Origin of the sequence: Microbacterium sp. AG1240 (assembly GCF_003635115.1) — a bacterium.
Lineage (GTDB): Bacteria > Actinomycetota > Actinomycetes > Actinomycetales > Microbacteriaceae > Microbacterium.
This window is the reverse complement of record NZ_RBXJ01000003.1, coordinates 540,085-557,288: the sequence shown is the minus strand read 5'-3', so window position 1 is coordinate 557,288 and position 17,204 is coordinate 540,085. Positions and strand designations below refer to the sequence as shown.

18 protein-coding genes and 3 tRNA genes are annotated in these 17,204 nt (G+C 70.7%); 6 read left to right on the top strand and 15 right to left on the bottom strand.

Annotated features, from left to right (window positions below; genetic code table 11):
• Positions 1-19: 19 nt before the first annotated feature.
• The 12 genes from panC to tilS all read right to left on the bottom strand — a co-directional run bounded on the left by panC (position 20) and on the right by tilS (position 10,369).
• Positions 20-871: a pantoate--beta-alanine ligase gene (gene panC / locus DEU34_RS14670; protein ID WP_121151478.1), complete on the bottom strand. Its 852-nt coding sequence runs from the start codon at positions 869-871 to the stop codon at positions 20-22.
• Positions 868-1,596 (bottom strand): Rossmann-like and DUF2520 domain-containing protein, encoded by a 729-nt coding sequence (locus DEU34_RS14665; protein ID WP_121151476.1) that lies wholly within the window; start codon positions 1,594-1,596, stop codon positions 868-870. The genes panC and DEU34_RS14665 overlap by 4 nt, the downstream gene beginning before the upstream one ends.
• On the bottom strand, positions 1,593-3,281 hold the full coding sequence (locus DEU34_RS14660) for a PH domain-containing protein (protein WP_259460183.1): 1,689 nt from the start codon (positions 3,279-3,281) through the stop codon (positions 1,593-1,595). The genes DEU34_RS14665 and DEU34_RS14660 overlap by 4 nt, the downstream gene beginning before the upstream one ends.
• Positions 3,278-3,886, bottom strand: coding sequence for a PH domain-containing protein (locus DEU34_RS14655; RefSeq protein WP_121151474.1), 609 nt, complete (start codon positions 3,884-3,886; stop codon positions 3,278-3,280). Before DEU34_RS14655 ends, DEU34_RS14660 begins: the two co-directional genes overlap by 4 nt.
• Positions 3,843-4,325 carry a DUF3180 domain-containing protein gene (locus tag DEU34_RS14650; protein ID WP_121151473.1) on the bottom strand — a complete coding sequence of 161 codons (483 nt, stop codon included), beginning with the start codon at positions 4,323-4,325 and terminating at the stop codon, positions 3,843-3,845. The genes DEU34_RS14655 and DEU34_RS14650 overlap by 44 nt, the downstream gene beginning before the upstream one ends.
• Entirely contained in the window at positions 4,322-4,831 is a 510-nt protein-coding gene (folK, locus tag DEU34_RS14645) for a 2-amino-4-hydroxy-6-hydroxymethyldihydropteridine diphosphokinase (protein WP_259460182.1), read from the bottom strand. The genes DEU34_RS14650 and folK overlap by 4 nt, the downstream gene beginning before the upstream one ends.
• On the bottom strand, positions 4,828-5,235 hold the full coding sequence (folB, locus tag DEU34_RS14640) for a dihydroneopterin aldolase (protein WP_121151471.1): 408 nt from the start codon (positions 5,233-5,235) through the stop codon (positions 4,828-4,830). The genes folK and folB overlap by 4 nt, the downstream gene beginning before the upstream one ends.
• Positions 5,223-6,041, bottom strand: a complete 819-nt coding sequence (folP, locus tag DEU34_RS14635; protein WP_121151469.1) for a dihydropteroate synthase — start codon at positions 6,039-6,041, stop codon at positions 5,223-5,225. The genes folB and folP overlap by 13 nt, the downstream gene beginning before the upstream one ends.
• Positions 6,038-6,670: a GTP cyclohydrolase I gene (gene folE / locus DEU34_RS14630; RefSeq protein ID WP_121151467.1), complete on the bottom strand. Its 633-nt coding sequence runs from the start codon at positions 6,668-6,670 to the stop codon at positions 6,038-6,040. Before folE ends, folP begins: the two co-directional genes overlap by 4 nt.
• 9 nt (positions 6,671-6,679) lie before the next feature.
• The gene (ftsH, locus tag DEU34_RS14625) at positions 6,680-8,683 is read right to left on the bottom strand and encodes an ATP-dependent zinc metalloprotease FtsH (RefSeq protein WP_121151465.1); all 2,004 of its coding nucleotides are present in this window, start codon (positions 8,681-8,683) and stop codon (positions 6,680-6,682) included.
• Positions 8,684-8,797: 114 nt separating this feature from the next.
• Entirely contained in the window at positions 8,798-9,349 is a 552-nt protein-coding gene (gene hpt / locus DEU34_RS14620) for a hypoxanthine phosphoribosyltransferase (protein ID WP_116647207.1), read from the bottom strand.
• A gap of 9 nt (positions 9,350-9,358) precedes the next feature.
• Positions 9,359-10,369 (bottom strand): tRNA lysidine(34) synthetase TilS, encoded by a 1,011-nt coding sequence (gene tilS, locus DEU34_RS14615; RefSeq protein WP_121151464.1) that lies wholly within the window; start codon positions 10,367-10,369, stop codon positions 9,359-9,361.
• A gap of 207 nt (positions 10,370-10,576) precedes the next feature.
• Between tilS and DEU34_RS14610 the strand changes: the two genes are divergently transcribed.
• Entirely contained in the window at positions 10,577-11,551 is a 975-nt protein-coding gene (locus tag DEU34_RS14610) for an acetylxylan esterase (RefSeq protein ID WP_121151462.1), read from the top strand.
• Between the two features lie 62 nt (positions 11,552-11,613).
• Positions 11,614-12,147, top strand: a complete 534-nt coding sequence (locus tag DEU34_RS14605) for an inorganic diphosphatase (protein WP_121151460.1) — start codon at positions 11,614-11,616, stop codon at positions 12,145-12,147.
• 57 nt (positions 12,148-12,204) lie between these two features.
• On the opposite strand, the gene DEU34_RS14600 is transcribed toward DEU34_RS14605, so the two are convergent.
• The gene (locus DEU34_RS14600; RefSeq protein WP_259460181.1) at positions 12,205-13,650 is read right to left on the bottom strand and encodes a M23 family metallopeptidase; all 1,446 of its coding nucleotides are present in this window, start codon (positions 13,648-13,650) and stop codon (positions 12,205-12,207) included.
• 220 nt (positions 13,651-13,870) lie between these two features.
• On the opposite strand from DEU34_RS14600, the gene DEU34_RS14595 reads away from it, so the two are divergent.
• The 3 genes from DEU34_RS14595 to DEU34_RS14585 all read left to right on the top strand — a co-directional run bounded on the left by DEU34_RS14595 (position 13,871) and on the right by DEU34_RS14585 (position 14,202).
• Positions 13,871-13,943 (top strand) — tRNA-Glu (locus DEU34_RS14595).
• 27 nt (positions 13,944-13,970) lie between these two features.
• Positions 13,971-14,044 (top strand) — tRNA-Asp (locus DEU34_RS14590).
• Positions 14,045-14,129: 85 nt separating this feature from the next.
• Positions 14,130-14,202 (top strand) — tRNA-Phe (locus DEU34_RS14585).
• A gap of 396 nt (positions 14,203-14,598) precedes the next feature.
• Here the strand turns inward: DEU34_RS14585 and DEU34_RS14580 are convergent.
• Positions 14,599-15,669, bottom strand: coding sequence for an alcohol dehydrogenase catalytic domain-containing protein (locus DEU34_RS14580; protein WP_121151456.1), 1,071 nt, complete (start codon positions 15,667-15,669; stop codon positions 14,599-14,601).
• A gap of 147 nt (positions 15,670-15,816) precedes the next feature.
• Between DEU34_RS14580 and DEU34_RS14575 the strand changes: the two genes are divergently transcribed.
• On the top strand, positions 15,817-16,464 hold the full coding sequence (locus DEU34_RS14575) for a dihydrofolate reductase family protein (protein ID WP_121151454.1): 648 nt from the start codon (positions 15,817-15,819) through the stop codon (positions 16,462-16,464).
• Between the two features lie 184 nt (positions 16,465-16,648).
• Here the strand turns inward: DEU34_RS14575 and DEU34_RS14570 are convergent, their stop codons facing one another.
• Complete coding sequence (locus DEU34_RS14570) at positions 16,649-17,143, bottom strand: MarR family winged helix-turn-helix transcriptional regulator (protein WP_183042502.1); 495 nt, start codon at positions 17,141-17,143, stop codon at positions 16,649-16,651.
• Between the last annotated feature and the right edge of the window lie 61 nt (positions 17,144-17,204).

The following is a 17,204-nucleotide window of genomic DNA, read 5'->3' as shown; positions in this document are numbered from 1 at the left end:
CCCTCGCCCGAGGGCCGCCTCAGGGCAGCGAGATCTCGGCGTTGTCGATGAAGCGGTGCCCGGCGACGGTCGCCGCGATGAGCGCGAGAGCGCGCCCGGAGTGCGCCTCGTCGACCGGGAGGAAGGTCGCCGGATCGACGACGTTCAGGTACTCGAGGCGGATGCGCTCCTCACCCATGAGCGACGACTGCGCCGCCGCGATGCACGCGTCGACACCGCGATCGGCGTTCGACGCGGCAGCCTCGAGGGCGCGCGGCAGGAGCGCGGCGGCCCGACGATCGGCGGGTTCGAGCAGGGCGACACGGCTCGAGATCGGCAGCCCGTCGTCGCTGCGCACGGTCGGCACGGTGGCGACCTCGATGTCGAAGAAGAGATCGCGGATCATCCGTCGCACGAGGAAGACACGCTGCAGATCGCGCTCGCCGTAGACCGCGACATCGGGCCGGATCAGGTGGAAGAGGATGGCCTCGGCCGTGAGCAGGCCGTCGAAGTAGTACGGCCGCGTGCGCCCCTCGTAGCGGAGGCCGAGGTCTCCGGCAGAGACGCGCGTGGTCGCGATGCCCGCGGGAAGGATCTCCGCCGCGTCGGGTGCGAACACGACGTCGACGCCGAGCCTGTCGAGGAGCGCGTCGTCCTGCGCGCGTCGCACCGGATAGGCCTCGACGTCTGCGGAGGTGCGGAAGCGCAGGGGGTTCACGAACGACGCGACGACCACGAGGTCGGCGCTCTCCCGAGCCCGCTCGACGAGGTCGACGTGGGCGTCGTGGAGGGCGCCGAGCGTCGACACCAGCGCGACCGACGCGCTGCCGCCTTCGGCGCCCGAGCGCAGCTCGGTGAGGCGGGAACGCAGCGCGTCGAGGGAGCGGATCATCCGTCGATCGTAGCGTCGGGACCGAGCGGGTCCCTGTGCGGGGGCGCTCCCTCGGCGAGCGCCTGGTCGACGGTCGAACGCACGAGGGCGGAGAGATACCCTCCCGCGTTCTCGACGCCGAGGCGGGTGAGCATGCCCGCCGCCTGTCGCACGATCGAGCGCGAGAACTCCGTGGCCGTCGCGATCGCCTCGGCGTACGCGGGCCGATCGGCATCGGCGACGACGACCGGCTCGCACCCCAGCTCGACCGCGAGCGCCTGGGCGATGGGCAGCACGGGCCCCGGCGCGGTGACGGCGGCGTAGCCCTGGCTGAGGGCCCGCAGGTCTATCGAGGTGCCCGTGAAGCTGATCGCCGGATGGATCGCCAGCGGGATCGCGCCGGATCGCAGAGCCGGTTCGAGCACCGCGATGCCGTGCGCGGCGTCGGTGTGGAGGACGAGCTGGCCCGGCTGCCACGCTCCGACCTCCGCGAGACCGGCGACGAGGCCGGCGAGCTCGTCGTGGGGCACGGCGATCACGACGAGCTCACTGCGGCGCACGACCTCGTCGGCGGCCAGCACCGGCACACCCGGGAGGATGGCCTCGACCCGGTCGTCGTCGGACCCGGAGGTGATGCCCACGAGAGCGTGCCCCGCGCCGGCGAGCGCCGATCCGATCACGGGTCCGACCTTGCCCGCTCCGATGATGCCGACGCCGAGTCGTCCGTCGCGCCCCGGCCCGCTCATCGGGGACTCCGATCCGACGCCTCGACGGGCTGGTCGACAGGCTCGGCGACCGGGTGGGCGGGGTCGACCGGGTCGGCGGGCTCGGCGACGGACTCCCCCGCGGGCGTCTGATCGGGCTCGGACGACGCCCACCGGTGGCTGCGATCGCCGGCGGATGCGGCGACGATCCCGTGCGCAGCATCCTCGAACCCTCGCAGCGCGTCATCCAGCTCGAGGATCCCCACGGAGGTCGTCACCGATCCCGCCACCACGTGCGCGGTGAGGTTCGCCACGCCCAGCATGCGGTCGACCGGACCCTGCGCGATCCCGACGCTCTGCATACGCGCCAGAGGAAAGACGCCGAGCGCACGCCAGATGAAACCGCGACGGAGAAAGAGCGCGTCGGACGTCAGCAGGTAGCCGTTGCGCCGCCACGACAGCGGACGCAGAAGCCGAGCGCGCGCGGGCGTCGTCGCGTACGGATCACCGGCACGGGGGCCGAGGATGCCCTGATCGAAGACGAACGGCCAGTCCTCGTCGGGGAGGGCCGGCATGAGCAGCCTGAGCACGCGCTCGACGTCGGCGCGCGTTCCCACCGGCAGCACGGTCGTGAACTGGTCGGCGTTCGTATCGCTGGACGACCGGCCGGACAGGCGGTTCACCGTGATCGACCACCAGCCGAACGGCCGCCAGAAGATCGACTGGCGCACCTCGACGGCGTGGACGCGGCCCGGGGGCAGGGTCTCGCTCACGGTCGTGAAGAGGCCGAAGGTGATGCGGGTGCCGCTCGGCATGGGGGCGATCGAGTACCGCAGCGACCGCGTCACCGACCTCACGTAGTAGGCGCCGAACCCGAGGACGGCAGGCACGAACGAGAACAGCACCCAGATCGAGCCGACGATGGAACCCACCACGATGGCCACGATGAGCGCGATCAGCACGAGGGTCGTGGCGCTGAGAAGGCGCGAGGCGATGAGGCGGCCGGCGGGGATGTGCACCACCGACTCGGGTTCGACGTCGCCCTGGTCGTCGCCGTCGACGAGACCCGTCAGACCCGCGCCGACCGCGGAGGCGGCCTGCCTCACGCGGGTGCCGCCGCTGCGTGCGGCCGCGCTCCCGCCGAGGCGACGACCCGATGCCAAGCGCAGGATGTCGGTGCGGATGGTCTCGGCGTCCGACGTCGAGAGGTACTCGAGCTTCACGTTCGAATCGGTCCCCGCCCCGACGACCTCCAGCTTCCCGACCCCGAGCAGACGCGCGACGAGCGGCCGGGTCAGGTTGACGCCCTGCACGCGGTCGAGCGGGGCGCGCCGATGGGTGCGGAAGAGCACGCCCGAGCGCACCTCGACGTCGTCGTCGGTGATGCGGAACGTGTGGAACCGCCACGACAGCGAGAACAGCAGCAGCAGCACGACGACGGTGCCGAGCACCGCGAGGAGGGCGATGAGCAGCAGGTTACGGCTGACGAGGTAGTCGATCGGGTCAGGTGGCAACTCGCCGTCGGCGAGTTCCGGGGCGAACGCCGGCAGCAGCCACTCGACGAGCCGCTCGCGAAGGTTCGCGATCGCGATACCCCCGACCACGAGGAGGAAGAGTCCCCCGCGCAGGAGCGGGGTGAGCGGATGCATCCGGTGCCACTCGCCATCGCTGAGCGGCGAGCGCACCTCGTCTGCCGGGGGCGCGGACGGGGCGGAGGCTTCGCTCACAGGCCGGTCCGCCGGGTCTCGGCGACGTCGACGAGGGTGTCGCGCAGGCTCTCGGCGGCCTTCTGCGTCAGTCCCGGAATGGTCACGCCGGTGGAGGCGGCGGCGGTGACGAGCTTCAGCTGCGCGATGCCGAAACCGCGGTCGAGGGGCCCGTGCGTGATGTCGATCAGCTGCATGCGCCCGTAGGGCACCGCAACCATGCGCTGCCAGAGGATGCCGCGTCGGAACACGAGGTCGTCACGCCGCAGCTGGTACCCGTAGGAACGCGCCTGACGCGGCGTGATCGCGAGCGAGATGAGACACAGGAGCAGCACGATGCCGGCGGGGATCCACGTCCACGGCTGGTCGAGCCACAGCTGCAGACCGATCGCCACCGCGAGCACGACGAGGGCGGAGGCCCCGGTCGAAATGATCTGCACCCAGACATAGGCCCGGGCGAGCTGATGCCACGTCCCGTCGCCGAGAGGCAGGCGCGCATCGGAGCGGGGCTCGATGATGCGGGTGAACGACCCCTCGTCGAGAACGGCCCCCGTCTCGCGCACGCGCGCGTCGTCGGTGAGGTCAGTGGGCGACGCCTGCGGAGTCGCCTCCGGGTTGTTCGTCATCGTCGTCCTTCCGGATGGTGCACAGGTGCTCGGCGACCAGCGCCGCAGCGACGAGGATGCCGCCGCAGATCGCCGTGGCGATCGTCGTGCCCATCGAGCCTACCGAGGGGGTCACCGGGCGGGTGAAGAGGAAGAGCAGAAGCCCGACCGCGACGCCGCCGATGGCCGCTCCGACGATGCTCGACGCCTTCGCCAGGATGGCGGTGCGCAACGCACGGAACGGGTTGACGGCGGTCGTGGCGAGGCCGCGCGTGGCCCGTCGGATGGGGATGGCGAGCACGATCACGGCCGCTCCGACCAGGAGGAGCAGGATGGGCAGCGTCACGGCCGGTGCGAAGGTCGGCCGCCCCGCCGAGCTCAGTGCGGTGTCGAGCACGAACCCCGCGACGATGCCGAGAACGGCCGCACCGACGAGGACTCCCGCGCCGGTGCGCTTCACCGGTCTCCTCGGAGAGCGGCCAGGAGGTCGTCGACGCGTCCGGCACCGGGGAGCTCCGCCTCCGGGTCCACCTCGTGCCAGGGAGCGAGCACGAACTCGCGCTCGGCGGCGCGCGGGTGGGGAAGCACCAGACGGGCGTCGTTCGAGACCACCGCGCCGTACGAGACGAGATCGAGGTCGAGCGTGCGGTCCGCCCATCGCTCCCCCCGCTCGCGTCCGTGCCGGGCCTCGATCCGGTGCAGGTACGTCAGCAGCACCGACGGGGCGAGCCGGGTCGCGACCAGCGCGACGGCGTTGAGATAGCGCGGCGCCTCAGCATCCGGCCCGCTCGTGGTGACCGCCACCGTCTCCATGACGGCGGAGGTGCGCACACGGTCGGTCAGCGGCAGCGCCGCGAGGTCGGTCAGCGCGGCATCGAGGGTCGCCTCGCGATCGCCGAGGTTCGCGCCCAGAGCCACGACGGCGATCGCGGGCTGCGGCCGGCCTTCGACGGCGACGCCGCTCACGGCGCGACTCCGAATCCGAACGGCACGGCGCGGGGAGCCGGTCGCGTGCGGCGGATCGTGACCGAGACGTCGGCGAACGGCACCGTGATCGGTGCCGACGGCTTGTGGATGGTGACGAGGGCCTGCTCGACGCGGGGGTCGGTCAGCACGTCGTCGGCGATGCGCGCGGCGAGGGTCTCGAGGAGGTTCACGGGATCCGCACCGACGAGCGCCACGATCCGCTCCGCCAGTTCGCCGTAGTGGACCGTGTCGACGACGTCGTCGGATGCTGCGGCAGGGGCGGTGTCGATCCGCAAGGTGAGGTCGACGACGAACTCCTGGCCCTGCGCACGCTCGTCGTCGTACACGCCGTGGTGTCCCCACGCGCGCACGCCGGTCAGGGTGATCTCGTCTACGGGGTCCATGTTCCCTCCGGGTTCTCGTCCGACCAGAGCGCCGCGACGCGGAGTGCGTCGCGGGTGGCGGCGACATCGTGCACCCGCACGGCCCAGGCCCCGTCTCGCGCGGACAGCGCGCTGGTGACGGCGGTCGCGAGGTCGCGACGGGCCAGGGACGCGTCGTCGCCGAGCGCCTCGCCCAGGAACCTCTTGCGACTGGTGCCGACGAGCACCCGCGGGCCAAGACCCACGAGCCGGGGAAGGGCGCGGAGGGTCTCCCAGTTCTGGGGCCCCCGTTTGCCGAAGCCGATTCCCGGATCGAGCACGATCCTGCTCGGGGCGATGCCGGCGGCGGCGGCCGCGTCGATGCGCTCGAGAAGTTCGGCCGAGAGTTCGTGCACGAGGTCGACATAGTCGGCGCGGGCGTACATGTCAGCCGACGGGCCGCGCCAGTGCCCCAGCACGATGTCGGCGTCGGTCGCGGCCAGCGTCTCGAGCATGGCCGGATCGGCGAGTCCGCCCGAGACGTCGTTGACGATGCGGGCTCCGGCCGCGATCGCGGCGTGGGCCGTGTCGGCGTTGAGGGTGTCGATGCTGACGACGGCGCCGCCCGCGGCGAGCGCTTCGATCACCGGCAGCACGCGTTGCTGCTCGATTCGCGGAGCGACCCGTTCGGCGCCCGGGCGGGTCGACTCACCGCCGACGTCGAGGATGTGGGCACCGTCGGCGCGCAGCCGGGCGCCGTGACCGATGGCGACGTCGGGATCGACGTAGCGGCCGCCGTCGCTGAAGGAGTCGGGGGTGACGTTGACGATCCCCATGATGAGCGTCACGTCGCCACCGGTCCCTGAGCCCCGTGCGCGGCCGGCTCCTGAACCCCTCGAAGGGAGATCAGCGCGATGAGCTCGGCGCGCGCGGCCGGGTCTGCCAGTTCGCCTCGGGCGGCGATCGTCACGGTCGTGGCGTTCTTCTGCTGCGCACCGCGCATCGTGACGCACTCGTGCGAAGCATCCAGAACGACGAGCACCCCGCGCGCGTCGAGCGACGCGGCGATCGTGTCGGCGATCTGCTCCCCGAGGCGCTCCTGCACCTGAGGACGGGCGGCGAGCACCTCGACGACCTTCGACAGGGCGCCGAGGCCGACGACCTGCTCCCCCGGGAGGTAGGCGAGGTGCGCGACCCCGCGGAACGGCAGCAGATGGTGCTCGCAGATGGAACGGAAATCGACCCCGCGCAGCATCACCGCGCCCGACGGTACGGTCTCGGGCGCGGGACCCCGCGAGATCGAGATCGTGTGCGCGAGGGGAGCCGCAGCATCCTCACCGACCCCCGCGAAGAACTCTCCGTAGGCGTCGGCCACCCGCTCGGGCGTCTGGCGCAGCCCCGGTCGCTCGGGGTCTTCGCCGATCGCCTCGAGCAGCTCCCTGACGAGGGAGCGCACGCGCTCCCGGTCGACGGTCATCGTCCGGGCCTACGCGGTCGCCGGTCGAGCCTGTCCGCTCGGCTGGCGACGCGGGGCCTTCTCGGTCTGCGCCTCGGCCTCGGTGTTCGCCGCGACCCCTGCCGGCTGAGCGCGACGGGGCACGTCGACCGGCGGCAGCTGCGAGACGGGGCGGCCGTCGGACGACAGCCACTGCGGACGCGGGGGAAGACGGGTGATGTCGGTGAAGATCTCGGCGAGCTCGAGGTGGTCCAGCGTCTCCTTCTCGAGGAGTTCGAGCGCGAGGCGGTCGAGGATCTTGCGGTTCGAGTTGATGACCTCGTACGCCTCGTTGTGCGCCTGCTCGATGAGCGCGCGCACCTCCGCGTCGACGCGCTCGGCGATGCGCTCCGAGAAGTCGCGGCCGTGGCCCATGTCGCGACCCATGAAGACCTCGCCCGACGACGAGCCGAGCTTCACGGGCCCGACGTCGGTGGTCATGCCGTACTCGGTGACCATCTTGCGCGCGATGCTCGTCGCCTTCTCGATGTCGTTCGACGCGCCCGTGGTGGGGTCGTGGAACACGATCTCCTCGGCGACGCGGCCACCCATCGCGTAGGTGAGCTGGTCCTGCAGCTCGTTGCGGGTGATCGAGTACTTGTCGTCGAGCGGCAGCACCATGGTGTAGCCGAGCGCCTTGCCGCGGGGAAGGATCGTCACCTTCGTCACCGGGTCGGTGTGATTCATCGCCGCCGCCGCGAGGGCGTGACCGCCCTCGTGGTACGCCGTGATCAGCTTCTCCTTGTCGCGCATCACGCGGGTGCGGCGCTGCGGACCGGCGAGCACGCGGTCGATGGCCTCGTCGAGGGCGCGGTTGTCGATCAGCTGAGCGTTCGAGCGCGCCGTCAGGAGCGCCGCTTCGTTGAGCACGTTGGCGAGGTCGGCACCGGTGAAGCCGGGGGTCTTGCGGGCCACGACCTCGAGGTCGACACCGTCGGCGAGGGGCTTGCCGCGTCCGTGCACCTCGAGGATGCGCTGGCGACCCTTGAGGTCGGGGGCGTCCACGCCGATCTGGCGGTCGAAGCGGCCCGGGCGCAGCAGCGCCGGGTCGAGGATGTCGGGTCGGTTGGTGGCCGCGATGACGATGACGTTCGCCTTCGGGTCGAAGCCGTCCATCTCGACGAGCATCTGGTTCAGCGTCTGCTCGCGCTCGTCGTGCCCGCCGCCCATGCCGGCGCCGCGGTGACGACCGACGGCGTCGATCTCGTCGATGAAGATGATCGCCGGGGCGCTCTCCTTCGCCTGGTTGAACAGGTCGCGCACGCGGCTGGCACCGACGCCGACGAACATCTCGACGAAGTCCGAACCCGAGATCGAGTAGAACGGCACGCCCGCCTCGCCGGCGACCGCACGGGCGAGGAGCGTCTTACCCGTTCCGGGAGGGCCGTACAGCAGCACGCCCTTCGGGATGCGGGCGCCCACGGCCTGGAACTTGGCGGGATCCTTCAGGAAGTCTTTGATCTCTTCGAGCTCTTCGATCGCCTCTTCGGCACCCGCGACGTCCTGGAACGTGACGGTCGGGCTCTCCTTCGAGACGAGTTTCGCCCGTGACTTGCCGAACTGCATGACCTTGCTGCCGCCGCCCTGGGCGCTGGAGAGAAGGAACCAGAACAGCAGACCGAGGATGAGGAGCGGGATCAGCAGCGACAGGATGCCGTCGAAGAACGACGGTCGCGGCACGACGTCGTTGTACCCGTCAGCGGGGTTCGCGGTGTCGATCGCGTCGACCACCTCGACCGCACGCGCCGAGACGTAGTAGAACTGCACCTCGTTGGCGCCCTCGTAGGGCTGGTTCAGTGTGAGGTCGACGCGCTGGTCGCCGTCGGTCGTCGTGGCCTCGGCGACGGTGCCGCCCTTGAGCAGCTCGAGGCCCTCCTGGGTCGAGATCTGCCGGGCGCCGTTGAGGCTCGTGATGAGCCAGAAGCCGACCAGGAGGAGCAGACCGATCACGACGATGTAGAGGATCGGGTTGCGCGTGAGCTTCTTGAAGTCCATGGTGCGGGGCGACGCCCGGGCCCCTTTCGTCAGGATTCCACCGGTTTACGGTCAAATCAGGGTACAGCGGGGTCTCTATGGGCGGACTGTGCATTCGCCCACGGCGTACGCGCCTCAGCTGTAGACGTGCGGCGCGAGCACCGCGACGTCGCGCAGGTTGCGGTACTTCTCGGCGTAGTCGAGGCCGTAGCCGATGACGAACTCGTTGGGGATGTCGAACCCGACGTAGCGGCAGTCGACCTCGACCTTCATCGCGTCGGGCTTGCGCAGAAGCGCCAGCACCTCGATCGACTCCGCCCCCCGCGAGGCGAAGTTCTCGAGCAGCCAGCTGAGGGTGAGGCCGGAGTCAATGATGTCCTCCACGATGAGCACGTGGCGCCCGTGGAGGTCGGTGTCGAGATCTTTGCGGATCTGCACGACACCGCTGGAGCGCGTGCCCGTGCCGTAGGACGACACCGCCATCCAGTCCATCTGGATGTGCAGCGGGAGGTGGCGAGCGAAGTCGGCCATCACCATGACCGCGCCCTTCAGCACGCCGACGAGGAGGAGGTTCTCACCCTCGTAGTCGCGGGCGACCTGCTCGGCGAGCTCGGCCAGTTTGTCTTGGATCTGCTCCTCGGTGATCAGTACCTCGGTGATGTCGTCGGAGATCTGGTCGGCGCGCATGGATCGAGTTTAGGCGCTGGCCGGGGCGTGCCCCGTGGCCGCGAAGACGATCCGTCCGCCGACGCGGCGTGCCGAGCAGCCGGGCAGATCGATCGGGCCCTGTCCCGCCCAGTCGGTGGCGAGACGGGCGACGTCGAGCGTCTGCGACCGCGTGAGGCTCTCGCCGAACTCGCTGGAGACGACGAGGCGGATGATGCGCTGGCGCAGTGCCGCCGGATTCGCGGCCAGGGCAGCGGCCGAGACCGAGATGCCTGCCTCCGCGTGCTCGACGATGTCTTCGATCGTCTCGTCGATCATCTCGGCGAAGGCCTCGGCGTCTTCGCGCAGCTGCTCGGCGGTGCGCGCGAGCGCCTCGGAAATGCCCGGGCCCAGCTCGGTCTCGAGCACGGGGAGCACGCGCTCGCGCACCCGCACCCGTGAGAAGCGGGGCTCGACGTTGTGCGGGTCGTGCCACGGATCGAGCCCCTGCGCCTCGCACGCGGCGACCGTCGTCGCACGACGCACCCCGAGCAGCGGACGCAACCACCGCCCGGAGTCGTCAATCCGCTCGGGCGCCATGCCCATGAGGCTCGCCGCCCCCGAGCCGCGCGCCAGCCCGAGCAGCACCGTCTCGGCCTGGTCGTCGAGGGTGTGGCCGAGCAGCACCGCCTCGGCGCCGCGCTCGCGGGCGGCGTGCGAGAGCGCGGCGTAGCGGGCGTGGCGGGCGGATGCTTCGGGGCCGCCCTCGGCACCCACCTGCACCGCGACCACGACGGCGTCGAGGCCGAGAGCGCGAGCGGCGGCGGCGGCGCGTTCCGCAGCATCCGCCGATCCCTCCTGCAGCCGGTGATCGACGGTGATCGCGGCGGCGGCGATGCCGAGCTTGGGCGCCTCGAAGGCGACGGCCGCGGCGAGCGCGAGCGAGTCGGGCCCGCCGGAGAGGGCGACGACGACGGATGCGGGGCGGGAGGTCTCCAACGCGGTGCGCACGGCACGGCGCACATCGGCGACCGCGGGGTCGAGGCTCGGGCGAACGGGCATCCGCTCACGGTACCGGCCCGCTCGCGCGCGTCGACGACGCACGACCGGGGCAACCGGCCTCCCGCACCAACTCAGGCTGGATGGGCGCGCCCCTCGGCGCATCGCCGAGATTGCGGGGCGGCCGGGGCCGTGCGGCGCGATCAGCCTGAATTACGGCGCGCGACCGCGCAACACATGCCCGAGTCGAGCCCACGGTTAGATGTAGGCATGCTCACCGATCGCCCGCTCTCCGAGCTGCGCACGTTCCAGTCCGATGTCGAAGATCCCGCCGATTTCGACGACTTCTGGGCCCAGACGCTGCAGGAGGCGGCCGACCGCGCCACCCCCACCGTCCTCGAGACGGTGGAGACGGGGATGCGGTGCGTGAGGGTCTCGGACGTCACCTTCAGCGGCTACGCCGGCGACCCGGTGCGCGCCTGGCTCGTGACACCGGCCGACGCCGACGAGGCGCTGCCGGTCGTGATCGAGTACGCCGGCTACGGCAGCGGACGCGGGCGCCCGATCACCCACCTGTGGGCCGCAGCCTCGGGGTGGGCGCACCTGGTGATGGACGTGCGAGGGCAGGGCGCCGGACGCGGATCGGCGGACGGCTCGACCCCCGACCCGCACGGCTCGGCGCCCGCGCACCCGGGGGTCACGACGCGGGGCATCGAAGACCCGCGCACCTACTACTACCGCCGTCTGCTCACCGATGCCGTTCGTGCCGTCGACGTCGCGCGCGACCTGCCGGGCATCGACCCCGATCGCGTGGCCGTCGTCGGAGGTAGCCAGGGCGGCGCCCAGGCGATCGCCGCCGCAGCGCTCCGACCCGACGTGAGTGCGGCCGTCGCCTTCGTGCCCTTCCTGTCCGACGCCGCGCGCGCGACGATGATCACGGATGCTGCGCCCTACTCCGAGATCGCGGGGTACCTCACCTCGCAGCGGTCGCGCGTCGAGCAGGTCGCCCGCACGCTGTCGTACGTCGACGGGGTCAACTTCGCGCGTCGGGTGCGCACCCGCATCCACTACTCCGTCGCCCTGATGGACCCGATCTGCCCGCCGTCGACGGTCTTCGCCGGGTTCAACGCCAACGCCTCGGCAGACAAGACGATCGACGTGTGGCCCTACAACGGGCACGAGGGCGGCGGCCCCGAAGACCGCGAGCGCGCGATCGGCGTCATCGCCGAGTCGTTCTCCGCCTGAGACACGACAGTCGGCCGCACTAGGCTGGGCGGCGGAAATCCACTGATCTAAGGAGCACGAGCATGGGTGCGTACGACGCCGTCATCGAGATCCCGCGCGGCAGCCGCGTGAAGTACGAGGTCGACCACGGCACGGGGCGCGTGTTCCTGGACCGCATCCTCTTCACCGCCTTCGGCTACCCCACCAACTACGGCTTCTTCGAGAACACCCTCGGTGAGGACGGCGATCCGCTCGACGTGCTCGTGCTGCTCGACCACGACATCTACCCGGGCGTCGTCACGAAGGTGCGCCCCGTCGCCGTGCTCAAGATGAGCGACGAGGCGGGCGGAGACGACAAGGTCGTCGCCGTGCTGTCGAAGGATCCGCGCTGGGCGCACATCCAGGACGTCGGCGACATCGCCGAGGAGCTCCGCAACGAGATCGGCCACTTCTTCGAGCACTACAAAGACCTCGAGCCCAACAAGTGGGTCAAGGTCGACGAGTGGGCCGGCGCGGCCGAGGCCGAGCGTCTCGTGCAGGAGGCGTTCACGCGCTTCGAGGAGCACGAGGGCCAGACCAAGACGCAGGGTGCGGGCGAGGCTCCGAGCACGCTCTGACACACGTCGAACGAGAAGAGCCCGGTCGTCGCCGACCGGGCTCTTCTCGTTCGGCGATCAGACCGAGATGCCCCGGGCGCGCAGGAACGGCGCGGGGTCGATGGTGCTGCCGTTCTGGTACACCTCGAAGTGCAAGTGGCAGCCGAAGACGTTGCCGGTGAGGCCGACGAGGCCGACGGCCTGGCCGGACGACACCCACTGGCCGCGCGAGACGAGGATGCGGCTGTTGTGGGCGTACCCCGTGGCGAGGCCGCCGCCGTGGTCGACGCGCACGTAGTTTCCGTAGCCGCCGTTCCAGCCGGCGTAGGTCACCGTGCCGCTGTTGGCCGCGAAGTTGGAGGCACCGCACCCCGCACCGAAGTCGATGCCGAGGTGGTACGACGTGGAGCAGTAGCTCGGCGTGCACTGCGAGGAACGGGGGCCGTACCAGGAGCTGACCCACGCCGACGACGGGCGAGACCAGCCGGATCCGACGACCTGGCCGCCGCCACCGCCGCCTCCTCCTCCTCCACCGGAGTTGCCACCGCCACCGCCTCCGCCACCGCCGCCGCCGCCGCCCGAGTTGGCTGCAGCCGCCGCGGCCGCAGCTGCTGCAGCTGCTGCTGCAGCAGCACGCTCGCGCTCGCGCTGCTCGGCGGCCGCGCGTTCGGCGGCCTCCCGTGCGAGGCGGGCCTGGCGCTCGGCTTCGACACCGGCTTCGTAGTCGGCGACGGTGCGCGCCGTGTTGTCCTGCAGGGCCGCGAGCTGCGCCGTGAGCGTCACCTGGTTGGCCTGCTGCGCGGCGAGGGCTGCCTGCGCAGCATCCGACGCCTGCTGGGCCGCGACCATCTTCGACTCGGCCTCCTGCTTGAGGCGGTCGCGCTCGGCGCGCTTGTCTTCGGCCTGGTTCGTGAGGTTCTGCGCGGCGTTGCGGGCGGCGACCGCGTTGGCGTACACCGACTGGTTGCGCTCGAGAAGCTTGTCCATCGTGCCGAGGCGCGACAGCAGGTCGTCGGCGGATGCTGCGGAGCCGGCGAAGAACAGTTCGAGCGAGGCGTCGTCGCCGCCCTTGCGGTACAGCTGGGCTGCGACGCGTCCGGCCTGGTTCGCCGCAGCGGTCGCTTCTGCGCCCTGGGCGTCGGCCTGGGCCTGCAGCTGGTCTGCCTCGTAGGCCGCGTCGAGGAACGCCTGCTGCGCGGCGTAGTAGACGTCGGATGCCGCCTGGGCCTCGGCCTGCGTGCGCTCGACGTCAGCGGAGAGGCCGGCGATGAGTCCTTGGATGCGGGTGATCTCGGCGGCCTTCGCAGCCTCGCTGGCCTTCGCGCGTTCGACGTCGGCCCACGACGGGTAGGTCGCCGCGAAAGCGCTGGGGATCATCGGACCGCCCACCGCTCCGCCGATCGCGCCGAGCGCGACGACGCTCAGGCCGCCGGCGGTGAGGAGGGTGCGCCGATTGACCGCGGGCCACAGAGTGCGGCGCTCGCGTTCGGTCGGCGCGCATCCGCAGTCGTCTGCGTCGTCCAAGCGCTCGAGCGTCACAAGATGCCTATCGTCGAGGGGGTCTTAACTTCGAACACACTAGCAACACCCGTCACACCGACAACAGGGCGGATTATCGGGCGGGTGCCACGCTCATCTTGGGCGCCGGAACCGCGGATCGACGGACGACGCGCCCTCGATTGGCGCATCGGCGACAGATTACGTATGCTTGGGCGTCGGCAAGCGTAAGCCTGCAGAGTCGCTCGGCCCCATCGTTTAGCGGCCTAGGACGCCGCCCTTTCACGGCGGTAGCACGGGTTCGAATCCCGTTGGGGTCACTCGAACCGATATAACTGAATAAGCATGGCCCTGTAGCGCAGTTGGTTAGCGTGCCGCCCTGTCACGGCGGAGGTCGCGGGTTCAAGTCCCGTCAGGGTCGCTCCGAGCGACAGGCTCTTTGTTCCTCCTTTTCGAGGGAAGACAGAGAGCCTTTCGTCTAGGACGCGGCGTTTCACATGCCGCGCGGCTCTGTAGCTCAGTTGGTAGAGCGCACGACTGAAAATCGTGAGGTCACGGGATCGACGCCCGTCGGAGCCACACGGATGATCATTACAGTCATCCCAGAAACCCTCGCCTAGCTTCTACATGGCGGGGGTTTTGCTTTTCCCGGTGAGAGCCGACCTCCCATCCGACATGGACGCTTTCGTCGCGACGCCGACCTCCGGTGCTTCCCGTCAGTGCTCGGAGCCCTCCAGCTCGCGCAGGCGACGGAGCTTGGCCCACGGGTAGAACGCGATCCAGGCGATGGACGCGATCGAGCCGCCCATGATCATCGATGCGATATCCATACCGGCCACCCTACGAAACACCGACCGCCCGACCAATGAGCTGACCGAGATCTGTCGCTACCGGGCGCAGAACACGCGGGCACGCCGGCACTGGCCCGCGCCCATGCCGCCGCGATCGTCGCGGCGGGCGCCGTCGTGTGGGCGCTCAGCCGGGCGAGGCCGCGGGCCGTTCCGGCCCCTGCACGTCGATGACGGTGATCCCGCTGGGGGCGCGCCCCTCGGCCATCTCCGCGATCGCTTCCGGCACCTCGTCCAGGCCGATGCGCCGCGTGATGAGATCCGCCGGTCGCAGAGCACCCGAGACGACCATCTCGATCAGCTCGGGATAGGCGGATGCTGCCATCCCGTGCGATCCGCGCAGGGTGAGCTCGCCCGCGATCACCGCAGACATGGGGATGCGCGGATCCTCCGCGAGGAGACCCACCTGCACGTGCCGCCCCTGCAGGCCCAGCGAGAGCACGGCGGCGATCACCGCATCCTCCCGTCCGAACGCGTCGACCGACACGTTCACTCCGCCGTCGACGGCGTCGCGGACGCGGGCGGCGATCGCTTCGGGTGACAGCCCCGACGAATCGATCACGACCTCCGCCCCGAGCTCGCGTGCCCGGCCGAGGGCGGCGGCGCTGATGTCGACGGCCACGACGGTCGCCCCGAGCGCCCGGGCGATCATGATCGCGCTGAGACCGACCCCGCCGCATCCGATCACCACGACCTTCTCGCCGGCGACCAGTTCGCCCTGGTGGACGAGAGCGCGGAAGGCGGTCGCGAAGCGGCACCCGAGAAGCGCCGCGACACCTCCGTCGATCTCGTCGGGCAGCGCGATCAGGTTGGCCTCGGCGTCGTGCAGCGCGACGTACTCCGCGAACGATCCCCAGTGGGTGAACCCCGGCTGCGTCTGATTCGGGCAGATCTGCCCCTGACCGGCACGGCACTGCGCGCACGCCCCGCACGACGACACGAACGGCACCGTCACGCGGTCGCCGGCCGCGAACCGCGTCACCCGCTCGCCGACGGCATGGACGGTCCCCGACAACTCGTGCCCGGGCACGTGCGGCACGCTCACGCCCGAGTCGTGGCCGAGCCACGCGCTCACGTCGCTGCGGCAGAGCCCGGTCGTCTCGACCCGCACGACGACTCCGCCCGGCGACGGCTCGGGAATCGCGACGTCGGCCACTCGCGGCGTCTCGCCGAACTTCTCGAAGACCACAGCCCGCATCAGGTTCCTCTCGTGTGCGCCGATCACGTCATCCGACGATATGCCCCTCGGATGCTGCGGTGTGCGCCCGCGCACCTGGCACGCCCACGCGGGGGCGGCTACGCTCCGAAACGGTTGCAGAGAGCATCCGTCCTCTCGGGAGTGCCCATGTCGCAGGTTCGGGTCCACAATTTCGCCGTCTCGATCGACGGGTACGGCACGGGCGAGGGGCAGACCCTCGAAGCGCCGTTCGGTCACGCGCAGGCGAGGCTCATGCAGCCTTGGTTCTTCGGCACGCACACGTTCCAGGCGATGCAGGGCGGCGATGCCGGATCGTTCGGCATCGACGAGGCTTTCGCGAGCAACTGGGGCACCGGCATCGGGGTCGAGATCATGGGCCGCAACAAGTTCGGACCCCAGCGCGGGCCGTGGACCGACGAGGAATGGATCGGCTGGTGGGGCGAGAACCCCCCGTTCCACACCCCGGTCGTCGTGCTCACGCACCATCCTCGCCGGGTGCTCGAGCTCGAGGGCGGCACGACCTTCCACTTCGTCGACGCCGAGCCCGCCGACGCCCTCTCCCTTGCACGCGAACTCGCCGGCGGACTCGACGTGCGCATCGGCGGGGGCGTGGACACCGTCCGCCAGTTCCTGCGGGCCGACCTCGTCGACCGGATGCACCTCGCCGTGGTGCCGATCGTGCTCGGCCGCGGCGAGAACCTCTGGCACGGCCTCGAGGGGATCGAGAGCAGGTTCGCCGTCGAGGCCGTCTCGTCTCCGTCGGGCGTCACACATCAGACCTGGACCCGCGCATGAACGGACCGATCGCGCGAGAACTCCCCCGTCGCTGAACGGGGCATCCGAAGCCCGCTCCCGATCGGGGGGCGTTCTTCGCGCGGCGCCGTTCACTCGTGCCGGTTCCGGACCCGGGGCCTCTTCTTAGCGTCCCATGCGTCGTGGAGCTGGGCGTTGCGGAGGGCGTCTGCGCCGACGCCGGCGGTCACTCCTCGGGCGCGCGCCTCTCGGCGTGACCCCGCAACCGCTCGACCACCTGGGCGAGATACCTCGTGATCGTCTCCTGCTCCGACGGCGTGAACGCGTCGAGTTCGGCGTCGATCCCCATGATCATGGGCATCAGGCGCCCCATCGCGCGGTCGCGGGACGACTCCTGCGGCACCACCAGGATCCCCCGTCGATCGGTCGGGTGCGGCTCGCGCGTGACGTGACCGAGCGCCACGAGCCTGTCGATGGCCGTCGTCGTGGCCCCCGCCGAGATCCCGACCCGACGGGCGAGCTCGCCGGGCGCGAGCGGACCGCCCATCAGTAGATGCTCCATCGCCTGGAGATCGGTCGGGTTGACCTCCAGTTCTTCGCCGATCGACCGCTCGAACTGCTCACTGAGTTCGATGAACTCCCGCAGCAGCACCGTCGCCGGACGCGTGGGCGCGAAGGCGGCCACGTCGGCATCGGGCGAGGGCGAACCGGTCGGTTGCATGGGGTCCACGATATCGCTAATCTCTTTCGAGAGTCGAATAATTCGACTCTCGAACATTACG